Source organism: Sulfuritalea hydrogenivorans sk43H (genome assembly GCF_000828635.1).
Lineage (GTDB): Bacteria > Pseudomonadota > Gammaproteobacteria > Burkholderiales > Rhodocyclaceae > Sulfuritalea > Sulfuritalea hydrogenivorans.
In genome coordinates, this window is the sequence record NZ_AP012547.1 from 895,171 (window position 1) to 913,357 (window position 18,187).

Here is an 18,187-nt window from a genome sequence, read left to right on the forward strand (position 1 = left end):
GATCAGCGCGGGCTTGCGTTGACGCTGAGCGCCGACTGCACCGGGTAGGGCGAGGAGTAGGCAGGTTCGAAGCGGCTCAGGATGTCGTAGTAGCTGCGGATGTTTTCCACCATGATCACGGCTTCACCACCGCGCGCGGCGCCGCTTTTCAGCCGCGCGTAGATTTCCGGCCGCGCCAGCTGCGGCAGCACCTGCTTCATGTCGTACCAGACGTCCGGGTCGCGCTTCATGCTCTTGGCGATCGATCGCGCGCCGCGAAAGTGGCCCATGCCGAGGTTGTAGGCCGACAGTGCGAGCCACAGGCGGTCCGGGTCCTTTGCGTCGGGTATCTGCTCCATCAGTTCCGCCAGATAGCGCGCCCCGGCGCGAATGCTCTCATTCGCGTCGAGGCGGTTCTTGACGCGCAGGTAATCGGCCGTGTCCTCCGTCAGCATCATCATGCCGCGCACGTTGGTGGGCGAGGTGGCCAGCGGATCCCAATGCGATTCCTGATAGGCCAGTGCGGCCAGCAGGCGCCAGTCGATGCCGGAGAGATCCTGCGCCGACTGGAAATGGCGGCGCCAGTTGGGAAGCTTGCTGCGGGTGTCGTCGAGGAATTTTGCAATTCCTTCGGCATTGATGCGCTTGATGTGGCCGAAGTAGCGGTCATGGATGCGCGCCAGGGTGCCGTCGGCGCGGGTCGCGGCAATGAAGGCATCGGCCCTGGCGCGCAGTTCGCCGGCCTTTTCGCCGCCGAAGGCCCAGCCGAATTCCAGCTTGCCCGGCAGTTGCAGCAGGGGCTCCAATTCCGGATGGAAGTTGACGCCCAGATCGAGATGGATGCCATGCACGGCGACCAGCGCCGTCTTGCGCCCGGCAACACGTTCGAGCAGTTCCATTTCGTTGACGCCGGGCACTTCGACGACGATCGGGCGTGATTTCTCGTCCAGTCCGCGCAGGGTGTCCGCCAGCGGCGAACCGGCGATGACCTCGACGGTCTGGCCGGCCAGGTCGGACATTTTTTCGGGTCCGAGGGCATCGCTGTGGCCGACAATCCACTGGTTGAGACTGCGGATCGGCGTCGAATACTGCAACTGGCTGTTGCCCAGCGGCATCGATGCCGCCAGATGCACCCGTCCGGCAAGCGCCAGGTCGTTCAGCTCCTGGGAGTCCGCGGCCTTGATGAAGCGCACCTTGAGCCCGAGGCTGTCGGCAAAGGCCGTAACCAGATCATGCTCGAAGCCGCTCGCCGTCTCGCCTTCCTGCCGGAAAAATGCCGGCGTTTCGCGCACTGCAACGACCAGCCGGCCTTCGGCTTCGGGCGGATCAATGCGCGTGCAGGCCGCCAGACAGGCCAAGGCAAGACAACAGATCAGGCGAAGCAGTGTCGACAACGCTTTCCCTCCGTGCATCCTGTGCCCGACGGCCGCTTCGCGGGTATAATCCGCGCCTCGCGGAGAGGTGGCAGAGTGGTCGAATGTACCTGACTCGAAATCAGGCGATGTCGCAAGGCATCCGTGGGTTCGAATCCCACCCTCTCCGCCACCTGATTCTACCCCCGGTAATTCCCCTCGGTATGCAGACGCAAAGTCCGCCTTCAGCCGCCCTTGCGGCGCGATAGCGGATGTCGCGGCACGTCCGGGTGACGGCGTGCCGGTGGGGCTTTGCCGGGTTTGGCCGGAGCGGCAGGCGTGGTTCGCCGTGTCGGACTCTGTCTGCCGGGGATTCCGCTTCGCGGGCCGGCAAGCGCCGACTTCTGCGGACGCTTGTCGACGTGTGCGGATTGTCCTGGCTTGTGCGGCGCTGACGCCGTTGCAGTACCCGCCGGCTGCCAGGCCGGGATCAGGTGCCGCTTGCCCGGCCCGATCAGATCGCTGCGGCCCATGGCTTTGAGCGCCTCGCGCAGCAGGGGCCAGTTGGCGGGGTCGTGGTAGCGCAGGAAGGCCTTCTGCAGCTTTCGCTGTCTGCCGCCGCGCACCACGGCAACACTTTCGGAATCGGCCGTGACTTTGCGCAGCGGGTTTTTCTCCGTGTGCCACATTGCGGTGGCGATGGCCAGCGGCGTCGGCAGGAAGGTCTGCACCTGGTCGAGGCGGAAGCCGTTCTTCTTCAGCCATAGCGCCAGTTCCAGCATGTCCTCGTCGGTGGTGCCCGGGTGCGCGGCGATGAAGTACGGAATCAGGTACTGCTCCTTGCCGGCTTCCTTCGAGAACTTGTCGAACATCTGCTTGAAGCGTTCGTAGCTGCTCATGCCCGGCTTCATCATTTTCGACAGCGGGCCTTCCTGGGTGTGCTCTGGCGCGATCTTCAGGTAGCCGCCGACGTGGTGCGTCACCAGTTCCTTGACATACTCGGGCGAGCGCACCGCGAGGTCGTAGCGCAGGCCGGAGCTGATCAGGATCTTCTTGATGCCGGGCAGCGCGCGCGCCTTGCGATAGACCGAGATCAGCGGTGCGTGGTCGGTGCCGAGGTTCTCGCAGATGCCCGGAAAGACGCAGGACAGCCGGCGGCAGGAGGACTCGATCGCAGGGCTCCGGCAGGCCATGCGGTACATGTTGGCGGTCGGCCCGCCGAGGTCGGAAATGACGCCGGTGAAGCCGGGCGTCTTGTCGCGGATCTGTTCGATCTCGTGCAGGATCGAGGTTTCCGAGCGGCTCTGGATGATGCGTCCCTCATGCTCGGTGATCGAGCAGAAGGTGCAGCCGCCGAAGCAGCCGCGCATGATGTTGATCGAGAAGCGGATCATTTCCCACGCCGGAATTTTCGCGTCGCCATAGCGCGGGTGCGGCGCGCGGGCATAGGGCAGGCCGAAGACGTGGTCCATTTCCTCGGTGCTCAGCGGAATCGGCGGCGGGTTGAGCCACAGGTCGCGTCGGCTGGCGCCTTCGCCATGGGCCTGGACCAGGGCGCGCGCGTTGCCGGGGTTGGATTCGAGATGGAAGGTGCGCGAGGCGTGGGCGTAGAGCACCGGGTCGTCACGCACCTGCTCATGGGATGGCAGACGGATCGCGGTGTGGGCGCGTGCTTCCTTTGTCTTCGCCAACCGCTCGGCCTTGGAAACGATGCGAATCGCCGTGGCGCCAGCGCCGACTCTTGGTGCCGCAGCTTCCATTGCGTAGGGATCGGGATGCGGATGTACCGCCCCCGGCGTATCCACGGTCGTCGAATCCGCTGCGGCCCACTCCGGCCCCGGCAGCCAGCCATGCGGCACCATGAAGGCGGTGCCGCGCAGGTCGCGGATCTCGCTTATCTTTTCGCCCTTGGCCAGGCGGTGGGCGAGTTCCACCAACGCCCGCTCGGCATTGCCGAACAGCAGCAGGTCGGCCTTCGAATGCGGCAGGATCGAGCGCCGCACCTTGTCCGACCAGTAGTCGTAGTGCGCGATGCGGCGGAGGCTCGCCTCGATGCCGCCGATCACCAGCGGCACGTCGGGGAAGGCTTCGCGGGCGCGTTGCGAATAGACGATGACGGCGCGGTCGGGGCGGCGGTCGGGCGCGGCGTTGGGCGTGTAGGCGTCGTCGGAGCGGATCTTGCGGTCGGATGTGTAGCGATTGACCATCGAATCCATGTTGCCGGCAGTGATGCCGAAGAACAGCTTCGGCTTGCCCAGGGGCTTGAAATCATCGGACGAGAGCCAGTCCGGCTGACTGATCAGGCCGACGCGAAAGCCCTGCGCTTCGAGCAGGCGGCCGACCAGCGCCATGCCGAAGCTGGGATGGTCGATGTAGGCGTCGCCGGTGACGAGGATGATGTCGCATTCGTCCCAGCCCAGCGCGTCCATTTCGGCGCGCGACATGGGCAGGAAGGGCGCCGGGCCGAAGCGCAGCGCCCAGTACTTGCGATAGGAGGTCAGCGGCTTCGCCGCCACGGTGGTGGTTGCCATGTCGGGAGAATCAGGCCGCGCGGACGCGGCTTTGGGATGGAACGTGGCGGGCCAGGAAGTCCATCTGGTCGGCCAGGATGTTGCGGTTGCAGAGGATCAGGTATTCCGCCTTGTTGGGTACATAAGGCGCATAGACCAGCTCCATGCGAGCCTGTTCCGGGGTGCGTCCGCTCTTGGTCTGGTTGCAATGCCGGCAGGCGGTGACCACGTTCATCCAGGTGTCGCGTCCGCCCTGCGAGACCGGCAGGATGTGGTCGCGGGTGAGTCGCTGCGAGGTGAACTCGCGCGCGCAGTAGGCGCAGATGTGTCGGTCGCGATGGAACAGTTCGCGGTTGGACAGCGGCGGGGTCGGATGCAGGGACTTGCCCGAGAGGGCCTTGCCGCGAATCGCGATGATGCTGCTGGTGGCCAGTTCGGAACGCTCGCCGGTGACGCGATTGGTGCCGCCGTAGAAGGTGAAATGAGTATCCCCCGCGTCCCAGGCGACCAGATCGCGCGCGACGTAAATGCAGGCGTGCTGCCAACTCACCCAGCGGTGGGGAACTCCGTGCTGGTCGAGGGTAAGGATCAGCGGATGGCGATTCATCTCTATAGAATCCTGTATTGGCGAGAATTTAGCAGAGCGCGATGACTTTTGATAGCTCGGATACGAGGGAATTAGCAGCGCGGCGGCTACGCTATTCCATCGTTGCCTCGCTGCTGGTTCACCTGGCGATACTCTGGCCCGGCAACACGCGCGTGCTGACCCGGGATGCACCTGCGATTCTGCACGCCACGCTGAAACCGCCGCCGCGGAGGCCGATGGAGCCCATACCGACGGAAAAGCCGGCACCGCGCGCCGTGGCGCCAGCGCCGACTCCTGGCGCGCCGGCAAGCAAACAGCGGCAACCAGTATTAGAGCAGGCCAGCCAGGATTCGGTTCCGCCGGTGGCTGCGCCGACGGCTCCGCCGGTGAAATCGCAGGCCGAGCCCGAGTCCGCCGCTGCCACAAACCTGCCGCCGTCGCTTTCGGCCGCGGCGGGAGCGGCCGAGGGCGCCCTGATGACGGAAGCCAGCGCGTCCGGCGAAGCGGTGGACGGCCTGCGCGGCTATCGCCTCGCGGTGGCCACCCAGGCCAGGCGCTTCAAGCGCTATCCGGCGCAGGCGATGGCTTCCGGCTGGGCCGGAACCGCCGACATCCGCGTCGAAGTCGGCCGCGACGGCCGGCCGCGTGCCGCCACCGTTGTCCGTTCCAGCGGGCATGAACTGCTGGATCGGGCGGCGCTGGCCATGATTGACGCCGGCGCCCTGCGCGCGCGCCTGCCCGAAAGCTTGCGTGGCAAGGCGTTCGCGATAGTGCTGCCGGTGGTTTTCAATCTGGACGACGGGTAATCAGGCAATCCGTGTCGGGTGCCTGGGCGCAACGGTCAGGTCTTCGGTATGAAACCGGAACTGGCCGGCGCGACGATCCGCAAAGTAGTGCTTGAGGGTGATGCCGATGGTGCGGAAGGCAATTTCGTCCCACGGGACCTCGTCTTCCCGGAACAGCCGCAGCTCAAGGGTTTCCACCCCGGGGGCAAAGTCGAGGTCGAGCAGTCGCGAGCGATAGACCACATGCACCTGGTGAATGTGCGGCACGCTGATCAGCGTGTACATGTCGCCCAGCTCGATGCGGGCGCAGGCCTCTTCCAGGGTTTCCCGCATGGCCGCGCCGGCAACGGTTTCGCCGTTCTCCATGAAGCCGGCTGGCAAGGTCCATTTGCCGTAGCGCGGCTCGATGGCGCGGCGGCAAAGCAGGATGGAATCCTCCCATTCGGGAATGGCCCCGACGACCAGGCGGGGATTGCGGTAGTGGATCGCCCCGCACGAATCGCACACATGGCGCGGTAGCGAATCGCCGGCCGGCACCTTCAGCGCAACGGGGGCGCCGCAAACGCTGCAGAAGTTCATTGCCGGATCCATGCGGCCATTCTAGCGTGCGACGCACGCACTCTTGCGACGAAAACCACGGGCACGCCGACTCGGGCCTGCGCCTGTCACAATAAACCTGAGACTTCACTGAAGCTCAGCCCTCTACCTTGTTGTTTAGCGGATATTTATTTTTTCAGGTTAATAGTGGCAGATCTTCTCGGAGTGCTTGTTTTGTTGGATTATATTGTTCATAAACAATAAGTTATTCTACCTTTGTAAGGTTTTTACTTACAAAGGTGTTCTATCTAATTCTTACAACAGATTGGTTTTTCCATTGATTTCTTTGTTGTCATGCCCTGTGTGATCATGCATCTGCCGTGATTCGGGCTCCAATTCGGGTCTGACCGGCGCTCACAAGGAGTGCATGATGAAATCGACCGACACCTACAACGACATAAAGGAAGTCAATCTCTCCTATCTGATGCTGGCGCAGAATATGGTTCGTTCGGATCGCGAAGCGGCCATTTTCCGTCTGGGCATCAGCGAAGAGATTGCCGATGTGCTTGGGCGCCTCACGCCGGGCCAGGTTCTGAAAATGGCCAGCTCCGACATGCTGCTGTGCAACTTCCGTTTTGAAGACACCCTGCTGCTCGATCTCCTTGCCAACCACGAGCGCGATCGCGGCGTGGGGCATCTGCATGCGGCGATTCTCGCCGCCGGCAGGCCGGTCGCGACGATAGCCTGACAAGGCTGCCATTCGATTCAAGTGTCACGCTGCGGAGGTTCTCCATGCGCAACAAATCAGTCATCATAGAAGCGAAAGATATTGGCCTGGCGATCGAGTTGATCGAACTGGGTGCCCGCCTGCAATTGCTGGAGGCCGAGACCAATCTCTCCCGTGAGCGCCTGCTCAAGCTCTACAAGGAGGTTCGTCACGAGTCGCCGCCCAAGGGCATGCTGCCGTTCTCGACCGACTGGTTCATGACCTGGCAGCCGAACATCCACGCCTCGCTGTTCATGGCCTACTACCGTTTCCTCAAGTCGCATACCAAGCTGACGGGTCTGGAGCTGATCATCAAGTCGTACCGGATGTACCTTGACCAGATCAAGCGCGGCGGCATGGACACGGTGCTTTCGCTGACGCGGGCGTGGACCATGGTGCGGTTTTTCGATGCCAGCATGCTGCAGATGGCGACGTGTCGCGAATGCGGCGGCGAATTCGTCGCCCACGCCTACGATCCCACCCGTGGCTATGTTTGCGGCCTGTGCCACATGCCGGCGCGCGCCGGCAAGACGCGCCGCGCCGCCGAAGCGGCAGCCAGCGCGGCAATTGCCGCGGCTTGAGGTCGGCAGCAGAACCCGCTCTCCACTAGTTCGTTAGTTATATCCGACGCGCTCCTCCGGCAAGCCGGCAGGGGCGCGTTCCATTTAGCATAGTCTCGACGGGAATTTTTTCGGCGTGGTTTCAGCGCCGACTTTCGATTCATGTTTCGCCCCGGCATCCTCTGCCAAGGGCCTCGACCTGTGTTGAAACTTGGCTTTGATTGCCGCGAGCCCTCTGTTTGCCGTTATGATTGCATTTCAGGCAGGCTCCGAGATAGCATCGTTTCGCAAAAGAACAACAGTTCAGGGTAGGGTCCAAGATGTTGCTGATCGTTGGGTACGTGATCATTCTGGTGGCTTCTCTCGGCACCTACGCAGTCCATGGCAGCCTGGCTGCTTTATGGGTACCGATGGAGTATCTGGCGATCGTCGGCCTGACGATAGGCGGATTCGTCGCCGGAAATGGCGGCAAGGCAGTCAAGGCGACCCTGAAGGCCTTGCCGACCGTGCTGAAGGGATCGCATCTCAACAAATCGCTGTACATGGACTTGCTGGCGATGCTCTACGAGATTCTCTCCAAGGTGCGCAAGGAGGGCCTGATGTCGGTCGAGAACGACATCGAGAATCCCGAGGGCAGTGCGATTTTTTCGAAATACCCTGGGGTTCAGCATGACCACCATGTCATGGAATTCATCTGCGACTACCTGCGCATGATGGTGGGCGGCAACTTGAATGCCTTTGAAATTGAAAACCTGATGGATATCGAAATCGAGACCCATCACCAGGAGGCGCATCTGCCCGCGCACGTGATGTCGAAGGTGGCGGATGCGGTGCCCGCCTTCGGCATCATCGTGGCCGTGATGGGGGTGGTGAACGTCATGGGCTCGGTCGGCCAGCCGCCGGCGATACTCGGCAAGATGATCGGCGGGGCGCTGGTCGGCACCTTCCTCGGCATTCTGATTTCCTACGGCTTCGTGGCGCCGATTGCCAGCCAGCTGGAGCAGAAGTGCGAAGAAGACGGCAAGATATTCCAGGTGATCAAGTCCGTTTTGCTCGCCAGCATGAATGGCTACGCGCCGCAGGTGGCCGTAGAGTTCGGGCGCAAGGTACTGTACTCCGGCGACCGGCCGTCCTTCCTCGAACTCGAAGAAGACCTCAAGGCACGCAAGGGCAAGTGAAGGCTGTTTCTTGGCGCGAGTGACCGACAATGAGTGACGATACCCAGCAGCCCATTGTCGTCAAGAAGATCAAGAAGGGTGGCGGCGCCGCGCACGGCGGCGCATGGAAGATCGCCTACGCCGACTTCGTGACGGCGATGATGGCCTTCTTCCTGCTGATGTGGCTGTTGGGATCCACCTCTCAGGGCGACCTCAAGGGCATTGCGGAGTTCTTCCAGAATCCGCTCAAGGTTTCGATGGGCGGTGGCTCCGGCTCGGGTGACTCGTCATCGGTGATCACGGGTGGCGGCCGGGATCTGACGTCAACGCACGGCCAGGTAAAAAAGGGCACGATCGAGGCGGAAAAGAAGACCCTCAATCTGCAACGGCTCAAGGCCGATTACGAGCGGGCTGAAAAGACCCGGCTGGAGACCTTGAAGGGCGAACTCGAGAAATTGATCGAGGCCAGCCCCGCGCTCAGCCAGTTCAAGAACCAGTTGCTGCTCGATATCACGACCGAGGGCTTGCGCATCCAGATCATGGACGACAAGAATCGGCCCATGTTCGATTCGGCGAGCTCCGATGTGAAGCCCTATACCCGGGTCATTCTGCGGGAGATCGGCCTGGCGCTGAACAAGGTCGAGAATCGCATCAGTCTTTCCGGTCACACCGACGCGCAGCCCTATGCGGGTGGCGATCGGGGATTCGGCAACTGGGAACTATCCACCAATCGCGCCAACGCTTCCCGTCGCGAGATGGTCGCGGGCGGCATGGATGACGCCAAGATCATGCGCGTGGTGGGCCTGGCGTCGACCGTGCTGTACGACAAGGTGGATACCTACAATCCGCAAAATCGCCGCATCAACATCATTGTGCTGAACAAGCGGACTGAAGAGGCCATTCTCGCCGATGGTCGTCAGGAGGATGCGGAGGCCGGGCAGGATGCCAATGCGCCAGGCATCAATGTCCCCGCTGCGACAGGCAGATAAACGTGAGTAGAATCGGGCGTCTATGAATTTCATCAACAAGAATCTCGGGTTCGGGCTGGTCTGGGTCGTCCTCGTCGGTAGCGGTGCATCGCTCGTCTCGGGTTCCGGTCTCAGCCTGTCGGCATGGGTCGCTCTTCTGCTGACGGGACTTGGCTGGCAGCTCATTTCGGTGCTTTCAGGTAGCGGCGACACAAGTGACGCCGCGGGCCAGCAGCGCCTGAAAGAGGAAGAGCGGGCGCTTCTGGACGAATTTCGCCACCTGCTGGAGGAGTGCTCGAACCAGTTTTCGCGACAGCTGGACATGGCGCGCGGCGAGATCGGGCAGGTACTTAACTTGTTGGCCGAGGCCATCGTCAAGCTGACCGACAGCTTCCACAGCATGCACGAACATACCCGTCGTCAGCGCGACGTGACGATTTCGGTCACGGCCGGTGGCGACAGCGACAAGAGCGCTCACCAGTTTGACAGTTTCGTCAAGGATACATCCGACGTCATGCAGCAGGTGGTGGACAGCATTGTTGGCAACAGCAAGCTGGGCATGGAACTGGTCGAGCTGACCGAGAACATTTCCGCGCGAACGCAGGACGTGCAGTCGATCCTTTCCGAAATCGGAGCGATCGCCAAGCAGACCAACCTGCTGGCGCTGAATGCCGCCATCGAGGCGGCACGCGCAGGAGAGGCCGGGAGAGGTTTCGCCGTCGTGGCCGACGAGGTGCGCGATCTTTCCGGACGCACCTCGCAGTTCAGCCAGCAGATCAACAAGGTGATCGAGAACATGCAGATCACCGTGAAGCAGACGGAAGTGGCGATTCAGCGCATGGCCAGTCAGGATCTCGGTTTTGCCTTCGAGTCGAAGCAGCGGGTCGAGGAGATCGTTGCCACCATGGAAACGCAGAACCAGTCGCGCATCGTTGCCCTGGGGCAGCTTGGCGGCATTGCCGACAACGTCGATGAGCAGGTTGGTCGCGCGGTTACCGCTTTGCAGTTCCAGGATATCGTGTCGCAATTGCTCGGACATGTCGGGCGGCGGGTAGATGCCATTGACGAAACGTCGCGGCATCTGGGCGAGTTGGCGCAGGTTTTGCAGCGTGACGCCGTGAATCTCGATACAGCCGACGCCATGCAATCCCTCCAGTCGGAAACCCGCCGCGTTTCGGAGCGGCTGAAGGATTTGGCGCAGATGGCGACAAACAATCCGGTCAGTCAGCAAGAACTGAATCAGGGCGGGGTCGAACTGTTTTGATTTAAACTACCTGAGTTAAGCTTCGCCTCGTTCCTTGATGGAGTTCCCTTATGCCAAAAACCATTCTTGCCGTCGATGATTCCGCCTCCATTCGCCAGATGGTCGCCTTTACCCTGAAGAGCTCCGGCTATGAAGTGGTCGAAGCGGTCGATGGCATGGATGGGCTGGAAAAGGCCAAGTCGAAGAGCTTCAACCTGATTCTCACCGACCAGAACATGCCGCGCATGGACGGACTGACGCTGGTCAAGAACCTGCGTGCGCTGGCGCAATACTCGACCACGCCGATCCTGATGCTGACCACCGAATCGTCCGATGCGATGAAGGCGCAGGGCAAGGCTTCGGGAGCAACAGGCTGGCTGGTAAAACCCTTCGATCCGCAAAAGCTGATCGAAGTGGTGAAAAAGGTCATCGGCTAAAAACAAACAGACCATGACCGGGAGGCAGCATGTCCATTGACATGAGCCAGTTCTATCAGGTGTTCTTCGAGGAAGCTCAGGAACATCTGAACAGCATGGAATCCTTGCTGCTGGAACTGGATATCAGCGATCCTGATGCAGAGCAGCTCAATGCGATCTTTCGCGCTGCACATTCGATCAAGGGGTCGGCCGGCACGTTCGGGTTTACCGATCTGGCCGAAGTCACCCATGTCCTCGAGAACCTCCTCGATCGCATCCGCAAGGGCGAGCTGGCCTTGCGTCCGGAGATGATCGATGCATTCCTGGATGCCGGCGATGTCCTGAAAGACCTGTTGGCCGCGCACCGTGGCGATGGCGTGGCGGATCATTCGCAGGTTGAAGCGATGTGCAAGCGACTTTCCGAGCTGACGGTGAGCACTGCCACGACGGTCCAGGCTCCGGCACCGGCCTCGGCGGTGGTCACGGAAGTCGCCGGCCAGACGTCGCCCGGCGATCTCGATGTCAGTTTCGTGCTGGACATGGATGCAGCGGAAGCGGCGAACGCGGTCGAAAATCTGGTCGCGGAGCTGGGTCAGCGTTGGACCGTTGAAGTGGTCGAGCGGGCAAGCGCCGCGGACGATCCGTGGCGCTTGCGTCTTGCCGCGGAGGCCGATCCGGAAATCGTGCGCGGCATGCTCGAATTTGTTGCGCGCAGCGACAGCATTCGCATCGGGCCGGCCGGTTCCATGGGAAGCATCGCGGATGGCAGCGACGGCGCCTACGGTTTCTTTGATGACGACGCAGCGGTTGTCACGAAGGCTGCAACGGATGATTCATGGGGGCTCTTCGGCGACGAGCCCGAGCTTGCGCCAGCAGGGACGCAGGCGACAGCGGCTGCAGCCGATGATTCCTACGGACTTTTTACGGACTTTCCTGCCCCGGCAGTGGCTGCCGCCGTGTCGCCAGCGCCGTCCCTGGATACCGCCCCCGGCTCCGCCGGAGGCATAACTCTTGCCGCTGCGGCGGGAAGCGAAGGCGAAGGCTTTGGTTTCTTCGTCGACGTGCCGGCCGCTCCAGTGAACGCAACGCCGGTCGCGGCTACGCCCAAGCCTGAAGCTCCGACGCCGCCGGATAAGCCGGGAACCGCCAAGCGCCCTGCGCCGAAGCCTGCCGCCGGCGGCGAAACCTCGATCCGCGTCGATGTGGACAAGGTCGATCAGTTGATCAACCTGATCGGCGAACTGGTGATTACCCAGGCCATGCTGGCGCAGTCCGCCTCGACGCTCGATCCGGTCGAGTTCGAGCGCCTGCACAACGGGCTGGCCCAGCTGGAGCGCAACACGCGGGACATGCAGGAATCCGTCATGTCGATTCGCATGATGCCGATCTCGGTGGTGTTCTCGCGCTTCCCGCGCGTGGTGCGCGATCTCGCCCAGAAGCTGGGCAAGCAGATCGAGCTCAAGACCACCGGTGAAGGCACGGAACTCGACAAGAGCCTGATCGAGCGCATCAGCGATCCCTTGACCCATCTGGTGCGCAACAGCCTCGATCACGGCGTTGAAATGCCGGCGGACCGTGTCGCCAAGGGCAAGTCGCCCGTCGGCACGATCACGCTCAAGGCCTATCACCAAAGCGGCAATATCGTCATCGAAGTGGGTGACGACGGCGCCGGGCTGAATCGCGAGAAGATTCTTGCCAAGGCTCGGGAAAAGGGCCTGCCGGCGCATGACCAGATGACCGACAATGAGGTCTGGCTGCTGATTTTCGAGCCCGGCTTCTCCACCGCGGATCAGGTGACCGAGGTTTCCGGGCGCGGCGTCGGCATGGATGTGGTCAAGCGCAACATCACTGCCATGGGCGGCCGGGTCGAGATCGAATCGATGACCGGCATCGGCACCCGCATGACCGTGCGTCTGCCACTGACGCTGGCGATCCTCGATGGCATGTCGGTCGCCGCCGGCAAGGAAACCTACATCATTCCGCTCGGCTATGTCATCGAATCGCTGCAGGCGGATCGCAGCATGATCAAGAGCGTGTCCGGTGTCGAGCGCCTGATCCAGGTCCGCGGCGAGTATCTGCCGGTGGTGGCCTTGTACGAGATTTTCAGGATTCCCGGTACCGTCACGCAACTTGACAAGGGCATCATGGTGGTGCTTGAAGCGGATGGCGTGAAAGCGGCGCTGTTCATCGATGCTTTGGTGGGGCAGCATCAGGTGGTGATCAAGAGTCTGGAATCCAATTACCGCAAAGTTCCCGGCGTGTCCGGCGCGACGATCATGGGCGATGGCCATGTCGCCCTGATTCTGGATGTGGGGGCCCTTGTGCATATGGCGAAGAGTGCCCTGCCCGCCGCTGCCTGAGAACCACTTGGCGAACAAGGAAGCGAGGAGCGAATGATGGTTCAGGAACAACATGCAACCAAGGGCAAGGCTGCCGGCGACGAGGGTGGCCACGCCCAGGAATACCTGACCTACACCCTGGGGCCGGAGGAGTATGCGATCGACATCCTCAAGGTCCAGGAGATACGCGGCTACGAGCCGCCCACCACCATCGCCAATGCACCCGATTTTCTCAAGGGTGTGATCAACCTGCGCGGCACGATAGTGCCGATCGTCGATCTGCGCATCAAGTTCAATGTCGGCAAGGCCGACTACACGCCGTTTACGGTGGTGATCATTCTCAACATCGGCTCGCGCGTGGTCGGCATCGTGGTCGATAGCGTGTCCGATGTCACCATGCTGCGCCAGGAGCAGATCCGCCCCGCGCCGGAATTTGCGGCGACGGTCGATACCAAGTACATCAATGGACTATGCACCCTCGATGAGCGCATGCTCATCGTGGTCGACATCGAACGCCTGATGCTGTCGAGCGAGATGGCACTGGTCGACGCCGCCCAGCACGCACAATAAACAAGCCAGCACCCAGCAAGGAGCACCTAGGATGAGAAGCAACCTGCCCGTGACCCAGAACGAGATCGTGCTTCGCGACGACCAGATGATCGTTTCCAAGACCGACCTCAAGGGCCAGATTACCTTTATCAACAAGGATTTTCTGGATATCAGCGGTTTCACCGAAGCCGAACTGATGGGGCAGCCGCACAACATCGTGCGCCATCCGGACATGCCCGAAGCGGCCTTTGCCGACCTGTGGCGGACACTCAAGGATGGCCGGCCATGGATCGGCATGGTCAAGAACCGCTGCAAGAATGGCGATTTCTACTGGGTCGAGGCCCACGCCACGCCGCTGTACGAAAACAATCAGGTTGTCGGTTACATGTCGGTTCGCAAGAAGCCTACCCGTCAGCAGATAGATGCCACAGAGCCGGTCTATCGGCAGTTCCGCGAGAACAGGGCGGGCGGCATGCGCATCGAACTCGGAGGCGTGGTTTCCGGTGGTGGCATGAAGCAGAAGCTGGTCGATATGAGCATCAAGGCCAAGCTGGGCAGTGTGATGACCCTCATGGCGCTGTTGTTGCTGGCGATCGGCGCACTGGGCCTGTATGGCATCAACACTTCGAACCACGGCCTGCAGACGGTCTATGAGGACCGCACGGTTCCCCTGATGGATCTGGGGAAGATCATCGACAAAATAAATCTGGTACGGCTGAATGCAGTTGCCGCAGCCAATGCGACCAACCAGGACATCGTAAAGGATGCCACGGCGAAGACAAAAGAACGGGACAAGGAAATCGCCGAACTCTGGACAAAGTACGTGGCGACCACCCTTACGCCTGAAGAAAAGCTGTTGGCTGACGCTTTTAGCAAGCAATTCAAGGCCTATCAGGAATCGCGTGACATCACGATGAAAGCTGCCGCCGACGGCAATTTCGAGGCCTCCAGGGCGAATGCTGCTAAAGATGCCGGCCCCAAATACGCCGCGGCACGGGAAACCATCTTCAAGCTGATCGAGCTTCAGGGAGCGGTGGCAAAGGAGGAGTTCGTCAAGGCGCAGGCCCAGTTTGAATTGATCCTCAAGATTTCCATCGGTGCCATGGTCGTCGGACTGTTGCTGGCAGTAAGCGCCGCCGTGGTGCTGATCCGGGCCATTACCGGGCCCCTGAATCAGGCCAGCGACATCTTTGCGAAGATCGGCCAGGGCATGTACAGCAACTTCGTTGACATCACCAAAAACGACGAGACGGGCAAGTTCCTGCAAAACCTGGAGGTCATGCAGATCAAGCTTGGTTTCGACGTGTCCGAGGCGAAACGAATCGCCGACGAAAACCTGCGCATCAAGATCGCGCTGGACAACGTCAGCACCGGCGTGATGATCGCCGACAACGAACGCAGCATCATCTACGCCAACAAGTCGGTACAAAAAATCCTCAAGGGCGCCGAGTCGGCGATTCGCCAGCAGTTGCCGCAATTCGACGCAGACCGCATGGTGGGCGTGAATATCGACAGCTTCCACAAGAATCCCGCCCATCAGGCCAACCTGCTGGCGACATTTACCAGCACCTATGTCGCCAATCTGGAAATCGGCGGACGCTATCTGCGTGTCTCGGCCAGTCCGGTGATGAATGCACGCAACGAGCGCCTCGGCGCGGTGGCCGAGTGGCTGGATCGCACCCCCGAAGTTCTGGTCGAGAAGGAGGTGGCGGGCATCGTCGAGGGTGCCTTGCGCGGCGACTTCGTCACGCGCCTGAGCCTGGAAGGCAAGGAGGGTTTCTTCAGGCAATTGGCCGAGGGCCTCAACCAGTTGTCCAATGTTACCCAGACCGGCCTTTCCGACGTTGCGCGGGTCTTGCAACTGGTCGCCGCGGGCGACCTGACGCAGAAAATCGAGACCGACTATCAGGGCATCTTCGGCCAGTTGAAGGACGATACCAACACCACCATCGAGCGCTTGCGCGAAGTGGTCGGGCGCATCAAGGAAGCCACCGAGGCAATCAACATTGCGTCGCAGGAAATCGCTGCCGGCAATCAGGATCTGTCGAGTCGCACCGAGGAGCAGGCCAGCAGTCTCGAAGAGACATCTTCTTCCATGGAGGAACTCAACGCCACGGTCAAGCAGAATGCCGAGAACGCCAAGCAGGCCAACGAACTGGCCAAGACCTCCAATGCCGGCGTGGTGCGCGGCGGCGAAGTCGTGAAGCAGGTGGTGGTCACCATGGGCGAGATTCAGGCGAGTTCGAAGAAGATCTCGGACATCATCGGCGTCATCGACAGCATCGCTTTCCAGACCAATATCCTGGCCCTGAATGCCGCGGTGGAAGCCGCGCGCGCGGGCGAGCAGGGACGCGGGTTTGCCGTGGTGGCGACGGAAGTGCGCAATCTGGCGCAACGCAGCGCCACGGCGGCGAAGGAGATCAAGACGCTGATCGCCGAGTCGGTAGACAAGGTCGAAAGCGGTGCCAAGCTGGTGCAGCAGGCGGGAACCACCATGGACGAGGTGGTGACCAGCTTCCAGCAGGTAGCCAGCCTGGTGACGGAAATTGCATCCGCCTCACGCGAGCAGAGTTCGGGCATCGAGCAGACTACCCAGGCGGTGTCGCAGATGGATGAGGTAACCCAGCAGAATGCCGCACTGGTGGAAGAAGCCGCGGCGGCGGCCGAGAGCCTGGAAGAGCAGGCGCGCGGCCTGGTACAGACGGTGAGCATGTTCAAGCTGGCAGAAGGTGGCGGGCGTACGATGCCGGCCTCTGCGTTGCGTGACGCGACACCAAGACAACTGGCGGGAGGCCGTCCGCAGGCCAAGCCGACGACGTCGAAGAAGGTCGCGCCGCCTCATCTGGCGGATGCCGGAGAGCAATGGGAGGAATTCTGATCATCGATTGCTGAATTCCGGGTGACGGGTGCCACGGCAACCGTCACCCGATTCATCCGATCAGTTCCTCTGCTGCACGGCAACCCACTTGATCAACGAAAACATGGAACAGCGCGACCGCGAATTTCACTTTACATCCGCTGATTTCGAGCGGGTGCGCACGCTGATCTACAAGCATGCGGGAATTTCCCTTGCGCCGATCAAGCAGGACATGGTGTATAGCCGGCTGGCGAGGCGTTTGCGAGCCCTTGGCTACAGCACTTTCGAGCAGTATCTGGCGCATCTCGAATCGAACGACGAAGCGGAATGGGAGACTTTCGTCAATTCGCTGACGACCAATCTCACATCGTTCTTTCGTGAAGCGCACCACTTTGAAATTCTGACTCGCCATCTGCGCACCTTGAAGCAGCGTCCCATTCGCATCTGGTGTTCGGCCGCGTCCACCGGTGAAGAACCTTATACCCTGGCCATGACCGCCTGCGAGGCTTTCGACACGCTGACGCCGCCGGTGTCGATCGTCGCCAGTGACATTGATACCAATGTGCTGGCTACGGCGGAAAAGGGTGTCTATCCCATGGAGCGGGTGGAAAAGCTCAGCGCCGATCGCTTGCGCCGCTTCTTCCTCAAGGGTAGCGGGGCGCAGGCCGGCTACGTACGGGTACGGCCGGAGTTGCAGAAATTGCTCAGTTTTACCCGCATCAACCTGCTCGATGCGCGTTTGCCGCTGCAAGGTCCTTTCGATGTCATGTTCTGTCGCAATGTAATGATCTATTTTGACAAGCCGACACAGCGCACCATCCTGCAAAAGTTTGCACCCTTGCTGCGCGAAGACGGCTTGTTGTTTGCCGGCCACTCCGAGAGTTTCCTGCATGCCGCCGACGTGTTCCGCTCCCTGGGACGCACCGTGTACGAGCGGGCAGATCGGCCGGCGTCGACGCCGGCGACAAGGATTTGACGATGGAGGCGGGGTTTGTCGAACATCTTGCCGGGAATCGGTACTTCGACCCGACTTTTGGCGCCGAAGCGGTCAAGGTGCTGCCGGGCGAATATTTCGTCACGACGACCGACATGCTGCTGGTGACGGTGCTCGGTTCCTGCGTCTCTGCCTGTATCCGTGACAAGGAAAAGGGCATTGGCGGCATGAATCATTTCATGCTGGCCGATTCCGGCGAGCAATCTCCGTTTTCGGCGTCGGCCCGCTATGGCACCTACGCCATGGAAATCCTGATCAACCATTTACTCAAGCTCGGCGCCCGCCGCGGCAGCCTGGAGGCCAAGGTATTCGGCGGCGGCCGGGTAATGGCTGCCCTGTCCAGTTCGAATGTCGGCGAGCGCAATTGCAGCTTCGTGCTCGATTTTCTGCGTACTGAAGGTATTTTCGTTTCCGCGCAGGATCTGCTCGATGTCCATCCGCGCAAGGTGTATTTCTTTCCGGCAACCGGGCGTGTCCTGGTCAAGAAGCTTACCCGCCTGCATAACGACACCCTGCTGCGGCGCGAAAGTGAATACGCTGCGCGCCTCACCGAAGCGCCGGTATCGGGTGACATCGAGTTGTTCTAGAG

At 61.3% G+C, this 18,187-nt stretch carries 16 protein-coding genes and 1 tRNA gene; 13 read left to right on the top strand and 4 right to left on the bottom strand.

The window, feature by feature from the left end:
• Positions 1-2: 2 nt before the first annotated feature.
• Positions 3-1,373 (bottom strand): membrane-bound lytic murein transglycosylase MltF, encoded by a 1,371-nt coding sequence (mltF, locus tag SUTH_RS04390; protein WP_171817310.1) that lies wholly within the window; start codon positions 1,371-1,373, stop codon positions 3-5.
• 61 nt (positions 1,374-1,434) lie between these two features.
• Between mltF and SUTH_RS04395 the strand changes: the two genes are divergently transcribed.
• Positions 1,435-1,524, top strand: a tRNA-Ser gene (locus SUTH_RS04395).
• 52 nt (positions 1,525-1,576) lie between these two features.
• On the opposite strand, the gene SUTH_RS04400 is transcribed toward SUTH_RS04395, so the two are convergent.
• Both SUTH_RS04400 and SUTH_RS04405 read right to left on the bottom strand, forming a co-directional pair.
• On the bottom strand, positions 1,577-3,862 hold the full coding sequence (locus SUTH_RS04400) for a YgiQ family radical SAM protein (RefSeq protein WP_041097386.1): 2,286 nt from the start codon (positions 3,860-3,862) through the stop codon (positions 1,577-1,579).
• A 10-nt stretch (positions 3,863-3,872) separates the two neighbouring features.
• Positions 3,873-4,448, bottom strand: coding sequence for an HNH endonuclease (locus SUTH_RS04405; protein ID WP_041097388.1), 576 nt, complete (start codon positions 4,446-4,448; stop codon positions 3,873-3,875).
• A gap of 41 nt (positions 4,449-4,489) precedes the next feature.
• Between SUTH_RS04405 and SUTH_RS04410 the strand changes: the two genes are divergently transcribed.
• Positions 4,490-5,233 (top strand): energy transducer TonB, encoded by a 744-nt coding sequence (locus SUTH_RS04410; protein ID WP_041097390.1) that lies wholly within the window; start codon positions 4,490-4,492, stop codon positions 5,231-5,233.
• Here the strand turns inward: SUTH_RS04410 and SUTH_RS04415 are convergent, their stop codons facing one another.
• Entirely contained in the window at positions 5,234-5,791 is a 558-nt protein-coding gene (locus SUTH_RS04415; protein ID WP_041101665.1) for an NUDIX hydrolase, read from the bottom strand.
• Positions 5,792-6,179: 388 nt separating this feature from the next.
• Between SUTH_RS04415 and flhD the strand changes: the two genes are divergently transcribed.
• The 11 genes from flhD to cheD all read left to right on the top strand — a co-directional run bounded on the left by flhD (position 6,180) and on the right by cheD (position 18,185).
• Positions 6,180-6,497, top strand: coding sequence for a flagellar transcriptional regulator FlhD (gene flhD, locus SUTH_RS04420; RefSeq protein WP_041101667.1), 318 nt, complete (start codon positions 6,180-6,182; stop codon positions 6,495-6,497).
• A 44-nt stretch (positions 6,498-6,541) separates the two neighbouring features.
• Positions 6,542-7,096: a flagellar transcriptional regulator FlhC gene (flhC, locus tag SUTH_RS04425; RefSeq protein WP_041097392.1), complete on the top strand. Its 555-nt coding sequence runs from the start codon at positions 6,542-6,544 to the stop codon at positions 7,094-7,096.
• 299 nt (positions 7,097-7,395) lie between these two features.
• On the top strand, positions 7,396-8,253 hold the full coding sequence (gene motA, locus SUTH_RS04430) for a flagellar motor stator protein MotA (protein ID WP_041097394.1): 858 nt from the start codon (positions 7,396-7,398) through the stop codon (positions 8,251-8,253).
• A 29-nt stretch (positions 8,254-8,282) separates the two neighbouring features.
• Positions 8,283-9,221, top strand: a complete 939-nt coding sequence (motB, locus tag SUTH_RS04435; protein WP_041097396.1) for a flagellar motor protein MotB — start codon at positions 8,283-8,285, stop codon at positions 9,219-9,221.
• Between the two features lie 22 nt (positions 9,222-9,243).
• Positions 9,244-10,464, top strand: a complete 1,221-nt coding sequence (locus SUTH_RS04440; protein ID WP_041097397.1) for a methyl-accepting chemotaxis protein — start codon at positions 9,244-9,246, stop codon at positions 10,462-10,464.
• Positions 10,465-10,514: 50 nt separating this feature from the next.
• The gene (locus tag SUTH_RS04445; protein WP_041097399.1) at positions 10,515-10,880 is read left to right on the top strand and encodes a response regulator; all 366 of its coding nucleotides are present in this window, start codon (positions 10,515-10,517) and stop codon (positions 10,878-10,880) included.
• 29 nt (positions 10,881-10,909) lie between these two features.
• Entirely contained in the window at positions 10,910-13,219 is a 2,310-nt protein-coding gene (locus SUTH_RS04450; RefSeq protein ID WP_041097401.1) for a chemotaxis protein CheW, read from the top strand.
• Positions 13,220-13,252: 33 nt separating this feature from the next.
• Complete coding sequence (locus tag SUTH_RS04455; protein ID WP_041097403.1) at positions 13,253-13,768, top strand: chemotaxis protein CheW; 516 nt, start codon at positions 13,253-13,255, stop codon at positions 13,766-13,768.
• Between the two features lie 31 nt (positions 13,769-13,799).
• Positions 13,800-16,625, top strand: a complete 2,826-nt coding sequence (locus SUTH_RS20200; RefSeq protein WP_041097405.1) for a methyl-accepting chemotaxis protein — start codon at positions 13,800-13,802, stop codon at positions 16,623-16,625.
• Between the two features lie 103 nt (positions 16,626-16,728).
• On the top strand, positions 16,729-17,580 hold the full coding sequence (locus SUTH_RS04465; protein ID WP_041101669.1) for a CheR family methyltransferase: 852 nt from the start codon (positions 16,729-16,731) through the stop codon (positions 17,578-17,580).
• A 2-nt stretch (positions 17,581-17,582) separates the two neighbouring features.
• On the top strand, positions 17,583-18,185 hold the full coding sequence (gene cheD / locus SUTH_RS04470; protein WP_041097407.1) for a chemoreceptor glutamine deamidase CheD: 603 nt from the start codon (positions 17,583-17,585) through the stop codon (positions 18,183-18,185).
• The last annotated feature ends 2 nt before the right edge of the window (positions 18,186-18,187 follow it).

Excerpts from the sequence above, each read along its gene's own strand:
- SUTH_RS04400 (WP_041097386.1), bottom strand. The coding sequence starts at position 3,862 with ATGGCAACCACCACCGTGGCGGCGAAGCCGCTGACCTCCTATCGCAAG.
- SUTH_RS04405 (WP_041097388.1), bottom strand. The coding sequence starts at position 4,448 with ATGAATCGCCATCCGCTGATCCTTACCCTCGACCAGCACGGAGTTCCC.
- SUTH_RS04410 (WP_041097390.1), top strand. The coding sequence starts at position 4,490 with ATGACTTTTGATAGCTCGGATACGAGGGAATTAGCAGCGCGGCGGCTA.
- SUTH_RS04415 (WP_041101665.1), bottom strand. The coding sequence starts at position 5,791 with ATGAACTTCTGCAGCGTTTGCGGCGCCCCCGTTGCGCTGAAGGTGCCG.
- flhD (WP_041101667.1), top strand. The coding sequence starts at position 6,180 with ATGAAATCGACCGACACCTACAACGACATAAAGGAAGTCAATCTCTCC.
- flhC (WP_041097392.1), top strand. The coding sequence starts at position 6,542 with ATGCGCAACAAATCAGTCATCATAGAAGCGAAAGATATTGGCCTGGCG.
- motA (WP_041097394.1), top strand. The coding sequence starts at position 7,396 with ATGTTGCTGATCGTTGGGTACGTGATCATTCTGGTGGCTTCTCTCGGC.
- motB (WP_041097396.1), top strand. The coding sequence starts at position 8,283 with ATGAGTGACGATACCCAGCAGCCCATTGTCGTCAAGAAGATCAAGAAG.
- SUTH_RS04440 (WP_041097397.1), top strand. The coding sequence starts at position 9,244 with ATGAATTTCATCAACAAGAATCTCGGGTTCGGGCTGGTCTGGGTCGTC.
- SUTH_RS04445 (WP_041097399.1), top strand. The coding sequence starts at position 10,515 with ATGCCAAAAACCATTCTTGCCGTCGATGATTCCGCCTCCATTCGCCAG.
- SUTH_RS04450 (WP_041097401.1), top strand. The coding sequence starts at position 10,910 with ATGTCCATTGACATGAGCCAGTTCTATCAGGTGTTCTTCGAGGAAGCT.
- SUTH_RS04455 (WP_041097403.1), top strand. The coding sequence starts at position 13,253 with ATGATGGTTCAGGAACAACATGCAACCAAGGGCAAGGCTGCCGGCGAC.
- SUTH_RS20200 (WP_041097405.1), top strand. The coding sequence starts at position 13,800 with ATGAGAAGCAACCTGCCCGTGACCCAGAACGAGATCGTGCTTCGCGAC.
- SUTH_RS04465 (WP_041101669.1), top strand. The coding sequence starts at position 16,729 with ATGGAACAGCGCGACCGCGAATTTCACTTTACATCCGCTGATTTCGAG.
- cheD (WP_041097407.1), top strand. The coding sequence starts at position 17,583 with ATGGAGGCGGGGTTTGTCGAACATCTTGCCGGGAATCGGTACTTCGAC.